Source organism: Kastovskya adunca (genome assembly GCF_059505785.1).
Genome location: NZ_JCACLG010000017.1, coordinates 1 through 11976 on the forward strand (window position 1 = coordinate 1; position 11976 = coordinate 11976).

At 46.7% G+C, this 11976-nt stretch carries 11 protein-coding genes; 8 read left to right on the forward strand and 3 right to left on the reverse strand.

Annotated features, from left to right (window positions below):
* Positions 1–410 precede the first annotated feature (410 nt).
* Positions 411–884, forward strand: coding sequence for a TspO/MBR family protein (locus AC5JR3_RS05275; RefSeq protein WP_495843738.1), 474 nt, complete (start codon positions 411–413; stop codon positions 882–884).
* Between the two features lie 79 nt (positions 885–963).
* Here the strand turns inward: AC5JR3_RS05275 and AC5JR3_RS05280 are convergent, their stop codons facing one another.
* The gene (locus AC5JR3_RS05280; protein ID WP_495843739.1) at positions 964–1746 is read right to left on the reverse strand and encodes an ABC transporter permease; all 783 of its coding nucleotides are present in this window, start codon (positions 1744–1746) and stop codon (positions 964–966) included.
* A gap of 229 nt (positions 1747–1975) precedes the next feature.
* Between AC5JR3_RS05280 and AC5JR3_RS05285 the strand changes: the two genes are divergently transcribed.
* The 5 genes from AC5JR3_RS05285 to AC5JR3_RS05305 all read left to right on the forward strand — a co-directional run bounded on the left by AC5JR3_RS05285 (position 1976) and on the right by AC5JR3_RS05305 (position 8780).
* Positions 1976–3409 carry a nicotinate phosphoribosyltransferase gene (locus AC5JR3_RS05285; protein WP_495843741.1) on the forward strand — a complete coding sequence of 478 codons (1434 nt, stop codon included), beginning with the start codon at positions 1976–1978 and terminating at the stop codon, positions 3407–3409.
* 188 nt (positions 3410–3597) lie between these two features.
* Positions 3598–4188 (forward strand): nicotinate-nucleotide adenylyltransferase, encoded by a 591-nt coding sequence (locus tag AC5JR3_RS05290; protein ID WP_495843743.1) that lies wholly within the window; start codon positions 3598–3600, stop codon positions 4186–4188.
* Entirely contained in the window at positions 4161–4895 is a 735-nt protein-coding gene (locus AC5JR3_RS05295; protein ID WP_495843745.1) for an NUDIX hydrolase, read from the forward strand. The genes AC5JR3_RS05290 and AC5JR3_RS05295 overlap by 28 nt, the downstream gene beginning before the upstream one ends.
* A gap of 226 nt (positions 4896–5121) precedes the next feature.
* Positions 5122–6732: a ribosomal protection-like ABC-F family protein gene (gene abc-f / locus AC5JR3_RS05300; protein ID WP_495843747.1), complete on the forward strand. Its 1611-nt coding sequence runs from the start codon at positions 5122–5124 to the stop codon at positions 6730–6732.
* 287 nt (positions 6733–7019) lie between these two features.
* Positions 7020–8780, forward strand: a complete 1761-nt coding sequence (locus AC5JR3_RS05305) for an NAD+ synthase (protein WP_495843749.1) — start codon at positions 7020–7022, stop codon at positions 8778–8780.
* 122 nt (positions 8781–8902) lie between these two features.
* Here AC5JR3_RS05305 and AC5JR3_RS05310 read toward each other — a convergent pair whose 3' ends face one another.
* Positions 8903–9514 (reverse strand): hypothetical protein, encoded by a 612-nt coding sequence (locus AC5JR3_RS05310; RefSeq protein ID WP_495843751.1) that lies wholly within the window; start codon positions 9512–9514, stop codon positions 8903–8905.
* Positions 9515–9927: 413 nt separating this feature from the next.
* Between AC5JR3_RS05310 and AC5JR3_RS05315 the strand changes: the two genes are divergently transcribed.
* Together AC5JR3_RS05315 and AC5JR3_RS05320 are read left to right on the forward strand one after the other, a co-directional pair.
* A complete protein-coding gene (locus AC5JR3_RS05315; protein ID WP_495843753.1) occupies positions 9928–10587 on the forward strand; it encodes an esterase/lipase family protein in 660 nt (219 codons plus the stop codon).
* Positions 10588–10612: 25 nt separating this feature from the next.
* Entirely contained in the window at positions 10613–11239 is a 627-nt protein-coding gene (locus tag AC5JR3_RS05320; RefSeq protein WP_495843755.1) for an esterase/lipase family protein, read from the forward strand.
* Here the strand turns inward: AC5JR3_RS05320 and rimM are convergent.
* Positions 11211–11882: a ribosome maturation factor RimM gene (rimM, locus tag AC5JR3_RS05325; protein WP_495843757.1), complete on the reverse strand. Its 672-nt coding sequence runs from the start codon at positions 11880–11882 to the stop codon at positions 11211–11213. The two genes, AC5JR3_RS05320 and rimM, sit on opposite strands and share 29 nt — an antisense overlap.
* Between the last annotated feature and the right edge of the window lie 94 nt (positions 11883–11976).

Below are 11976 nucleotides of genomic sequence, written 5' to 3' on the forward strand. Positions count from 1 at the left end.
ACTTCATACTTCATACTTCATACTTCATACTTCATACTTCATACTTCATACTTCACCCTAGCCTCCGGCAACGGCTTCGCCGAACATACTTTCCTCACCGACTCAGCACTTTGCTACACTTCCCTGCTGCTCTAAAAAAAGCCCTCCCAGCGCAAGGTTGAGAGGGCTTGTTTGATTTGTGTGGTGTGAGGAGCAAAGCATATCTTTGCTTATCTCTAAGGCTAAGACCCTTGTATGACGGGTCAATGTCAATTGGATGACAAAAATGCGATCGCTACCTTGATCACTCCTAAACTACGAACTATGACCCCAGACTGATTAAAATTCTTGGTTAATTTATCAAGATTTCTTCAGAAGATTGACCTCAGAGGGATAGAAAGTTCTGATGTCATTTAGAGAGGGTTAAAGACATGATTAAATCTTGGATGGTGATTGGGGGAGTAACCTTCTTGGTTAGTTTGGGAAGCGCCTTGTTACGCCCTCGCGATCTCTTTTGGCAGAAGGACTTGGAGCGTCCTAACTGGCTATTTTTTGAGCCAGCTATCCCGTTGATCTGGACGGTGATTTTTGTCTGTGGCGCAATTTCTGCTTATATTGTTTGGGAAAATGACCCCGGTAGCTTGAAAACTTGGTTGCTAATGGGATGCTACCTGATGTTGGAAGTGATCACTGTTGCTTTTATTCCCGGAACATTGCGATCGCGTAGTCTCTTAGTTGGGACGCTTTTAGGCGGCTTGGGCGTCGTTGCAGGTATTTTGCTGACTCTTATTGTCTTGCCAATTTCTGGATGGGCTGCACTGTTGCTGGTTCCTTATCTAATTTGGAGTCCAATTGGCACCTACACGACTCGGAGGATGATTGAACTCAATCCTGAGGCAGCTTGAGAGTTGGGACGAGTTTTGGACAATAAATCACTTTTACCGAATTTTTCCCTCTTTTGTGACCCTCACTATCCCTTGGCTTCTAACTTGAAGCACTGGTATAAAATCGCAATGCAAACCGCCAAAAAACGATAGAAGCCAAGAGCAACCCCAACGCCAACGCCGCCGCACCCACTACCCAAACGAACTGGGTACGACCTAGCATTGCCTCTGCTGGTACGGTGGTTAAAAATGCCACGGGAACAACAAAGGTGAAAAAGAACCGATAAGCGGCAGGATAGGCAGCAATGGGGTAGCGACCCGCTTCTACTAAACCTCTGAGTACCTCAGTGACGTTGTAGATTTTGACAAACCAAATGCTGGTTGCGCCTAAGATAAACCAGAGGCTGTAGAGGCTGACGATGCCAAAAAAGATCGGAATGGCACTGACAAAGTAGTCTCCAATTTCTAAGCCCAGCTTTATACCTGCGTAGATAGTTAGCACGCCTCCAAAGATTAAATCTGGTAGTCCCCAAGGAGAAATGCTACGGGAGGAGAGCCAGAACTGACTGCTAATCGGTTTGAGCAGTACAAAATCCAGGGTACCTTGCTGCACTTGATCAACAATGCGATTGAGGTTGGGAACGAGGAAGGTGGCAGCAACGCCTTGTAAGGTGGTGAAAATTCCTAATACTATTAATGCTTCTTCCCAACTCCAGCCCTCGAAGTTGTAGTCTGTGCGGTAGAACAAAAACAGCCCAAATAGACTGCCAGCGAGGTTAGTCAAGCTGCTCAAGGCGGCAATCAGAAAGTTGATTCTGTATTCTAATTCAGCGGCGATCGCTGTACTCCAAAATAGCCTTAATACATGCAGGTAACGTATCATCGCCTCAGAATCTGCTGATGGGATATGTACGAGCCTATCGCATCTCCAACCGAGGCGATCGCTCTGACTAATTTTTTAAGAATTACTATTACAAAATTTATCCGCTCCCAGAGATTTAGCAAAAACTCTTGCTGAATCAGGACTTTTACGTAATTTTTGTCTAACCCCTTGACAGGATTTTGGTAATTCTCACTATAATTAGAAATGTTAACCCCAATGAGGCGAGGCAATGAGCAGTTCCGCTAACCGCAACAGCCTGTACCCTGACCAATTCAGCACGAATGAAGACCAAGCATTGCTCATCAGCCCAGAAGATTACAGCCTCCTAACCGACTTGTATCAACTGACAATGGCAGCTTGCTATACCGGGGAAGGTATAGAGCAAAAACAGGCGTCTTTTGAGATGTTTGTGAGACATTTGCCCAACGGTTATGGCTACTTAATCGCCATGGGGTTAGCGCAGGCGTTGGAGTATTTAGAGAAGTTTCGTTTCAGCGATGCTCAGATTGCTGCCTTGCAAGGGACAGGGATTTTTGAGGATGTACCGGAACGCTTTTGGTCGCTATTGCAGTCAGGGCAGTTTACAGGCGATGTTTGGGCAGTACCAGAAGGAACAGCGATTTTTGCCAATGAGCCGTTTTTGCGGATAGAAGCCCCTCTATGGCAAGCACAGGTGATAGAGACGTATCTCCTCAATACCATTAACTATCAAACACTGGTGGCAACGCGGTCAGCGCGGCTACGGGACAGTGCTGGGGAAGAGGCGAAGTTGCTAGAATTTGGCACCAGACGGGCATTTAGCCCCCAAGCATCAGTTTGGGCAGCAAGGGCGGCTTTAGCTGGTGGATTGGATGCGACATCAAATGTCTTAGCCGCCTTAAAGCTAGGACGTAAGCCCAGTGGGACAATGGCGCATTCTTTGGTAATGGCGATCGCTGCCATCTCCAGTAGCGAACAAGATGCCTTTACCACCTTCTATCGCTATTTTGACGGTGCTGCTTTATTAATTGATACCTACGATACAGTAGCCGCCGCCCAGACTCTGGCAGAAAGGGAAAGAGCCGGAGAAATTCAAGTGGCGGCGGTGCGTTTGGATTCTGGAGATTTAGCAACTCTGTCTCAAAAAGTGCGATCGCTCCTTCCCCACGTCACCATTTTTGCCAGTGGTGACTTGGATGAGTACGAAATTGCTCGGCTCAAAAATGCCGGAGCTTGCATCGACGGCTATGGATTGGGAACACGCCTAGTTACGGGAAATCCGGTAAATGGCATCTACAAACTAGTAGAAATTGATAATATTGCCACGATGAAGCAGTCAAGTAGCAAAGAAACCTATCCCGGACGCAAGCAAATCTACCGCCAATGTGTGAATAATCAATTCATCCAAGACCGATTAGGATTAGCCACCGAATCCCCCACAGAAAACGAACAACCCTTGCTGGAACTGGTAGTTAAACAAGGTCAACGCCTGCACCCGCCCGAATCTTTAGAGATAATTCAAAAGCGCACCGCCAAAAACGTCGCCGCCCTTCCCCCCTCAACCCGTCATCTCAATCAGCCAATTCCCCTCACCGTAGAAATCTCAGAGGCTCTCCAGCAGCTAACCCACCAAACCCAAGAACGCCTAAAGCAAGAAGCCTCGCGGACTCTAAATTATCGCTAAAGAAGGGTGAAGGATGAAGTATGAAGGGTGAAGGATGAAGTATGAAGGGTGAAGGATGAAGTATGAAGTATGAAATTTAAGAGATTTACTACCCGTTTTACTCTCCCTCTCTTCCTCTCCTTCTCTTACCTCCGTGCCCTCTGTGCCTCTGTGGTTTATTAAAACTCCCCCTACTCAGCACTAAAAAAATGGTCAACATCGCCTTATTCGGTACTAGTGCCGATCCTCCTACTTCTGCCCATCAAGCCATTCTCAATTGGCTAGCAGATCGCTATGACCATGTTGCAGTTTGGGCATCAGATAATCCCTTTAAATCTCACCAGACACCCTTAGAACATCGCTCAACGATGTTGAGGTTGCTGATTGAAAATGCCACCCCACCTAAAGGAAATATTGGTTTCTATCCCTTCCTTAGCAGTCCCAGAACCTTAGAAACCGTCGCCCAAGCACGGCGCTACTGGGGTACAAATGTAGATTTGACATTGGTAATTGGTTCTGATTTGGTGAGTCAGATGCCGCGTTGGCATCAAGTGGAAGAATTGTTAAAGCAAGTACAGTTGCTGGTTGTACCCCGTCCGGGCTATTCAATAGATGAGGAGGGAATAGCAGAATTGACGCAGCTAGGGGCAATAATAGCGATCGCTGACTTGCAAGTACCAGCAGTATCCTCAACAGCGTATCGTGAAAACAGGGATAAAGAAGCTGTCGCAGCTCCCGTTGAGGAATACATTCATCAAGAGCAGTTGTACGAATGCCAGGACGCGGCACCAAGCAGGTAAATAAACAGACACTAGCCAACTTTAAAGTCGGCGTCGATAACGCGATCTTTTCCGTTGATACCCAACAAAACCGCGTCCTCGTCCTGTTAGTGATGCGTCAGGAAGAACCGCATATCGGTCAGTGGAGCCTACCAGGAACATTAGTTCGTGAGGGAGAATCTTTAGAAGATGCCGCTCAACGGATTTTGGCAGAAAAAATCCGGGTCAATAACCTGTACCTGGAGCAACTCTACACCTTCGGCGGCCCTGAGCGCGATCCTAGGGAATCCCCCATCAGCTTTGGTGTGCGTTACCTCTCTGTCAGTTACTTCGCCCTAGTACGGTTTGAAGAAGCAGAACTGATTGCTGATGGCGTCAGCGGTATTGCTTGGTATCCGATCGAGCATCTTCCCCAGCTTGCTTTTGACCACAACAAAATTGTGGAGTACGGTTATCGTCGTCTTCGCAATAAGCTAGAGTATAGCCCCGTCGCCTTTGATGTCTTACCAGAAGTCTTTACCCTCAGCGATCTGTATCAGCTCTACACTACCGTTTTAGGGGAGAATTTCTCCGATTATTCCAACTTTCGCTCCCGCTTACTGAAGCTTGGGTTCTTATCCGATACAGGACTGAAAGTTTCACGAGGAGCTGGGCGTCCCGCTAGTTTGTATCGCTTTGATGCGGAAGCCTTTGCACCTTTAAAAGATAAGCCGTTGGTGTTTATTTGATGTCTTTTGTATCAGGTTACTATTCTTGAAAGCCTGAAAGCGCTATTTCTTGACACAAAGAAACGCAGGAATTTTAAATAAAATTTATTAAGCAAAAGTGAAAAGAGAAATAGGACAGCGTAAATAATTAAAAGGTTATAGTAAAGGGATGAATAAAGCCCTGACTAAGAACTAATTAAAAGAAAACACGTCGCAACACAAAGTTGGTTTATTTCTGCCTATTTATATGAAAAAACAAGCTTTATTATTTGCCGCTGATGTAGCTTATACATTTCCCCTAGGGAGAACTCTCTTTCGAGGAATTAATGCGGGAATCAACCCAGGGGATAAAGTTGCCTTAATTGGTGCTAATGGCGTTGGTAAATCAACGTTGCTGAAAATTTTGGCTGATAAAATTCAGCCAAGTTCTGGTTCAGTTATTAGTCACGGCTCAGTTTATTATCTGCCGCAAATTAGCACTATTCACCGCGAAAACAGAGATAGGACAGTTCTAAATTTCCTCAGTTCTATCACCGATGAATGGTGGGACGTGACAAACATTTTAGAATCTCAGCTTAGTACTACCCTGGATTTATCCTTGCCTGTAGGTAGCTTGAGTGGGGGAGAGATTACCAAGTTATTTCTAGCAATGGGTTTGTGCCAAAATCCTGAGGTTTTGTTACTGGATGAGCCAACCAATCACATGGACTTCTGCGCCTTAGAAAGTCTCAAAACCTTTTTGAATAACTTTTCCGGTGCTTTTGTAATTGTTTCTCATAAACCATTTTTCCTAGACCAAGTTGTAAATAAAACGTGGGACTTAACTGCTAGTTGCATAAAAGTTTATGGAGGTAATTATTCGCTTTACAGAGAGCAAAAGGAAGCAGATATACAAGCAACTCTCAGGAACCGAGAGGCGGCTAAAAAAGAGCTAAAGCGTGCTAAAGACGCGGCGGCAAAAGAACAACAACGTGCCGATCGCTCTCGACGAGAAGGGCGACTTCAAGCGCAAGACAGAAGCATGGGGAGAGCAGAACGAGGCGGTTTTGCAGAAATGGCATCTGCCTCTGCTGGCAAGGCTTCTACTAAGCATCAGGTAGCCGTGGCGAAAGCTAATCAAAAGATTGAAGAGTTAAAAATTAGGAAAAATAAGGTTACAAATATTCGTTTAGAAGAGGGGAGTAGTAAACGAGGAAAAAATTTAATTGATATTCAAGGGGCAAATTTAAGGGTAGGGAATGCTTGCCTTGTTGAGGATATTCAGTTTCATCTATCTTATGGCGATCGCGTGACTATTTCCGGTGCTAACGGTGCCGGAAAATCTAGCTTTGTCAAGGCGATTTTGAATAACATCAAGGATGATTCGATTTGTTTTGAATCAGGAGAAATTTCAGTTTCTCCAGGAATGAAGATTGTCTATCTCGATCAAAATTATGAACTGCTAGATAGAGAAAAGACAATTATCGAAAATATGCAACAAGCGAACTCAAGCCTCGATTATCAAGTTTTGAGACAGCAGCTAGGAAATTTTCTATTTTTTAACGATGAAGTGCATAAAAGCGTTGCCATGTTAAGTGGTGGGGAACTGGCGAGGTTAACGCTGGCAATCGTGGGGATTTGTGAAATTGATTTGCTGGTTCTTGATGAACCGACGAATAACCTAGATATAGAAACTGTTGAGCAGATTGTTGAAGCGTTGGAGGAGTATAGCGGCGCTCTTTTAGTTATATCCCATGACCTGGAATTTCTCGGCAAAATCAAAATCATGAAAGCTTTTAATCTAAAGAATAAAGCTTTAAAAACTACAGTTTATCTGCCTGATGAACTAGAGAATTATTATCAAGAACTTCTCAACTGAGATTCGGTTAAGTAAGTAGGCGTAAATAATTAAAGGTTTGTCATAAGAGCTAAAGACTCAAAACAAAGTTGAAGCCCTCGCTACAAAATCATTAAAATATTACACTACTTTACATTTGATTTATTTCCGCCTATTTATACCATTTCTCTTTTAAGGGGCTACCTATTAATTCCCCCAACAGGGCTTAAAAAAGGGGGAGCAAAAAAAATTATCTGTAGCAAGCATTTAGAGAATTGGTATTACTTAGTAAAGATTAGCGCTGAGACAAGTTATTTAGGTTAACCACTATGAAAATTGCGATCGCCCAAATCAATCCCACTATTGGCAACATTTCTGGTAACGTCCAACAAATCCTTCAGCTGGCAAAACAAGCAGTTGAGCAAAATGCCCGCCTGTTGCTGACACCAGAGCTTTCCCTATGCGGCTACCCTCCACGGGACTTGTTGCTAAATCCGGGCTTCGTTGAGGAAATATCTGCCACCTTGCAGCAACTGGCGCAGGATTTGCCTCCCCAGCTAGCGGTTTTAGTCGGCACCGTTGAACCCAATCCCAAAGCCCAGCAGGCTGGGGGTAAGCCGCTATTTAACAGCATTGCCCTCCTAGAGGCGGGTAAGGTGCAACAAATCTTTCACAAACGCCTCTTACCCACCTACGATGTTTTCGACGAATATCGCTACTTTGAACCGGGGCTACAAAGTAATTCTTTTACTCTTACCCCTCTCGACTCAGAAACAAGCACCCAAGATTCAGCCTTAAAAATCGGCGTCACCATCTGCGAAGACTTGTGGAATGATGAAGAGTTTTGGGGCAAACGCAGCTACCAAGCTGATCCAATCGCTGATTTAGCGCAACAGGGCGTTGATTTCATCGTCAACCTCTCCGCGTCTCCCTACAGCCTCGGCAAGCAAAAGCTACGGGAGGCGATGTTAAGGCATGGTGCCAAGCGTTACCAGCAGCCGATGATTTATACCAACCAGGTTGGGGGGAATGATGACTTGGTGTTTGATGGTAGAAGTGTTGCCTTCAATCGGGATGGGGAAATAGTCTGTCGAGCCGCCGCCTTTGAGACAGATTTAGCGATTGTAGAATTTGATGAGCGATCGCTTGACTTATTTCCCTCCAAAATTGCTCCAGTTCCCAGGAGTGAAGATGAGGAAATTTGGTCAGCCCTGGTATTGGGGGTGCGCGACTATACCCGCAAGTGTGGCTTTTCCCAGGTTGTAATTGGACTCAGTGGCGGGATTGACTCCTCGTTAGTAGCAGCGATCGCTACAGCGGCTTTAGGTGCAGAAAATGTCTTTGGCATTCTTATGCCCTCACCCTACAGTTCTGAACATTCAATTACCGACGCCGAAGAACTAGCCGCCAACTTGGGCATCACGATTCACACCCTGCCGATTGGGGAGTTGATGCAAGGGTACGACAAAACCTTAGAACCCCTCTTTGCGGGGACAGAATTTGGCATTGCCGAAGAAAATATTCAATCCCGGATTCGGGGCAATTTACTAATGGCAGTTGCCAACAAGTTTGGCTATCTCCTCCTCTCCACAGGCAACAAATCAGAAATGGCAGTCGGCTATTGCACCCTCTACGGCGATATGAACGGCGGGCTTGCCGTGATTGCCGATGTTCCCAAAACCCGCGTCTACTCCCTGTGTCAGTGGTTAAATCAGAAAGGAATGGCAACGAGTGCGTCGCGATCGCCAATCCCCAAAAATATCCTCACCAAACCCCCCAGTGCCGAACTCAAACCCGGTCAACTTGACCAAGACTCTCTACCCTCCTATGAAGTCTTAGATGACATCTTGAGTCGGATGATTCATCACCACCAATCCTCCGCCGAGATTGTCAAGGCAGGTCACAATCCGGTGATCGTCGATCAAGTGATGCGATTAGTCGCCCGTGCAGAATTCAAACGCCGACAGGCACCCCCAGGCATCAAAATTACTGACCGCGCCTTTGGTACAGGCTGGCGGATGCCGATCGCCAGTCGTTGGCTCAAATCCAACTCCCAGCAAGCCGACTGTGCAACCAATGGTCAAGACTGATCTAAAAAGAAAGCCCCACTAGTTCAGGTAGTGGGGCAACTTTCACGAGTTAGGATGTTCTCTTTTTAGCGATCGCTCTTGAGCGAGGAACTTATGCACTTCTAGCTAAAAGTTGTGCTGAATTAAGTATTCCGTGTGTTGACCTGACGTGCCATGTCTCGGAACGTATCCATGCTAGGGCCAGGGCGACGGCGATCGTTATTGGCGGGGGAGATTAAATAGTTGGGAGCAAATGTCGAGTGAGACTTGCCATTATTGGCGGCTGGGGGGTTGGGTTGAGCTTCGACTTTCACTTCTTTCACTTCTTTGGCAGCAGCTTTCTTTTTAGATTCTGGCTGCTTTTCGGTTTTTGCCGATTCGCCTTTGGGGCGCTCGACTGTCGCCACCGCTGCTTTAGCCGGTTCTGGTTGCTTTTCGGTTTTTGTTGGCTCGGCTTTGGCTTTGGTTGATGCTGTCGGCTCGGCTTTGGCTTTGGTTGATGCTGTTGGCTCGGCTTTGGCTTTAGTTGATGCTGTCGGCTCGGCTTTGGCTTTGGTTGATGCTGAGGTTTTCTCTTGGCTGACTGGCTTCACATCACCAGTTTCGTCTAGCTCTAGGAAATATCCACTGCCTTTTTTGCCTTTGGGGGCGGGTAAGGACTTGTCTTCAGATTTGGCGTCAGATTTCTTCCCGCCCAAAATCCCGCCAAAAAATGCGGCAAGACCGCTAAAGATTTTTTTGATAAAACCAAACATTTACTAATACTCCTGGTGATTAGATGAATTCTTTACAGCCCCCAACGTTGGAGGCGACGCTTCTATACTTCTACAAAACTATTACTGCAACTGCCCAGTTAATCATGACTTCTTGTATATCTGGGTTTGCAAAATTGTCAGCCAGATCGAATTATCAATTTTTATGGCAGACATGTGCAAGATTCTGTCTGTCTTCTTTACAAAACTTTACTACTGTCCGATTTGGATACAGTGACGCTGATTCTGCTCAGAAAATAGTGCGGACTTAACTTACTTTATAAACACTCACGATTATCTCATAGTTCTCGCTCAAGCTGATGCCAATCAGTAGGGTGTAACACTCCTATGCGTCACCTGCTCACAGCGCTATCTAGACTAGGGATAAATCAAGTCATAGATTAACCAGACCGAAGATGAACAGTGCAATTCAGCGCAATCCCGTTTTACTCGTTCATGGTATCAGCGATACAACGACTGTATTTAATAGCATGTCGGCTTACCTTGCCCAGAAGGGTTGGCGGGTACATAGCTTTAACCTGACCCCTAACAATGGTTCTATGGGACTAGAGCGCCTCGCCGCGCAAGTCACTGATTATATCGACCGAAACTTTGCCCCCAATCAACCCATCGATTTGGTTGGCTTTAGCATGGGGGGAATTGTGACGCGTTACTACCTCCAGCGTTTGGGAGGAATAGAACGAGTACAGCGCTATATCAACATTTCTGCCCCCAACAACGGTACGGTTGTGGGCTACTTATCTTGGCATCTAGGTTGCGCGCAGATGCGCCCTGGTAGCCCGCTTCTGGATGATTTGAATCAAGATGTTGCCGAGACTCTAGGACGCATTCAGGTGACTTACATCTGGACGCCGATGGATTTGATGATTTTTCCGGCACATAGTTCTCAGCTACCTGTAGGAAAAGAGGTGATACTGCCTGTTCCTCTACATTCTTTGATGTTGAGCGATTCGAGAAGCCTCAAAGCTGTGGAAGCCGCACTTTCTGAGCCGATTGCCGCTCAAGGTAGGAAATTAGAAGTAGGCGAAGCCTTGGTGAGAAGCGATCGCCCTTAAAGAAAGTCAGCGCTTTTAGGCTCTCATGACCAATAACTCCAACACCCGCAACCCCGTCCTACTAGTACACGGCATCATCAGAACCTCTGCCATTTTCCACAGAATGTCTACATTCTTGAGCGATCGGGGTTGGTCTACCTACAGCTTCAACCTAAAACCCAACAATGGCAGCTTAGGACTCAACCAATTAGCCGCTCAAGTGGCAGATTACATCGATCAGACCTTTGCGCCGGATCAACCTCTGGATCTGGTGGGCTTGAGTATGGGAGGTTTGGTGACACGCTACTACGTGCAGCGACTGGGCGGTATTGACCGCGTGCAGCGATTGATCACCATCTCTGCGCCTCATCAAGGCACTCAGATGGCGTACCTCTCATCACGCCTTGGCTGCGTGCAGATGCGTCCGGGGAGTCCTTTCATTGCAGATTTAGCTCGAGATGTCGAGATGCTGGAACGCCTCAACTTCACTTCTATCTGGACGCCGTGGGATTTTATTATTGTGCCTGCCCAAAGTTCGCAGATGCCTATCGGTCGAGAGGTAAAGCTGTCGGTTTTTATTCATTCCCGCATGGTGAGAAATACCAAAACCCTGCACGCCGTAGCCGCCGCTTTGTCGGAGCCGCTTATTCCTCCTCTGCTACATTCTCGTTAACTTCTAGTAAACCGGGTGGGGGAGTAATTTCAATGCGACGGCTTTCCAGGTCTACGACTGGTGCGATCGCCTTAACAAAAGGAATCAAAACCGTGGTAGGTTTTACTACTTTTTTCCGCTTCGCTTTGGCTTGGCGTTGCTTACTGAGGCGGTTTGGTAGAGGCACTTCTGGCTTCGGTGCTTCAGGTTCCGGTTGCTGGTGTAGCTGTACCTCAAGTAAATCATTTCCCGCCGGAATCACATCCACAACCACGCCGATTGCTTCCCCCGTCAGTTGATTGAAGACTTCTAGAGTCAGCAAGTCCTGCACATGGTATTCGTCTTCTTTAAGCTGAGGGCGATCGCTATCCGGCACCAAAAGTTGCGCCCCCCGCAAGGCGTCTGCCTGTTCGCGAGTTTCTACCCCAGCTAGCTGCACGATGTACAGTCCTTTGCCAGGGACACCACGCCCCCGCAGCAGTTTTACGGTTTCGGGTTCAGTTTCACCGGGGCGCATTAGCCAACGCTGTCCTGGTATCTCAAACCGTTCGGGAAAATCTGAACTGGAATAAATCCGTAGTTCCCCTTTCAAACCTTGGGGTGCAACAATTTTGCCGATTTGTAACCAGCTAGACACCAACTGATCTCCTTTGACTATTCCCATGACTTTGTGATGCAACTAGTACCCGCACAAAAACTACTCCCACTCCTATCACGATTTTTTTGCTGATGAACTTGACATCCTCCCCGCACCTAAA

Coding starts and splice junctions, on each gene's coding strand:
- AC5JR3_RS05275 (WP_495843738.1), top strand. CDS start 411: ATGATTAAATCTTGGATGGTGATTGGGGGAGTAACCTTCTTGGTTAGT.
- AC5JR3_RS05280 (WP_495843739.1), bottom strand. CDS start 1,746: ATGATACGTTACCTGCATGTATTAAGGCTATTTTGGAGTACAGCGATC.
- AC5JR3_RS05285 (WP_495843741.1), top strand. CDS start 1,976: ATGAGCAGTTCCGCTAACCGCAACAGCCTGTACCCTGACCAATTCAGC.
- AC5JR3_RS05290 (WP_495843743.1), top strand. CDS start 3,598: ATGGTCAACATCGCCTTATTCGGTACTAGTGCCGATCCTCCTACTTCT.
- AC5JR3_RS05295 (WP_495843745.1), top strand. CDS start 4,161: ATGCCAGGACGCGGCACCAAGCAGGTAAATAAACAGACACTAGCCAAC.
- abc-f (WP_495843747.1), top strand. CDS start 5,122: ATGAAAAAACAAGCTTTATTATTTGCCGCTGATGTAGCTTATACATTT.
- AC5JR3_RS05305 (WP_495843749.1), top strand. CDS start 7,020: ATGAAAATTGCGATCGCCCAAATCAATCCCACTATTGGCAACATTTCT.
- AC5JR3_RS05310 (WP_495843751.1), bottom strand. CDS start 9,514: ATGTTTGGTTTTATCAAAAAAATCTTTAGCGGTCTTGCCGCATTTTTT.
- AC5JR3_RS05315 (WP_495843753.1), top strand. CDS start 9,928: ATGAACAGTGCAATTCAGCGCAATCCCGTTTTACTCGTTCATGGTATC.
- AC5JR3_RS05320 (WP_495843755.1), top strand. CDS start 10,613: ATGACCAATAACTCCAACACCCGCAACCCCGTCCTACTAGTACACGGC.
- rimM (WP_495843757.1), bottom strand. CDS start 11,882: ATGGGAATAGTCAAAGGAGATCAGTTGGTGTCTAGCTGGTTACAAATC.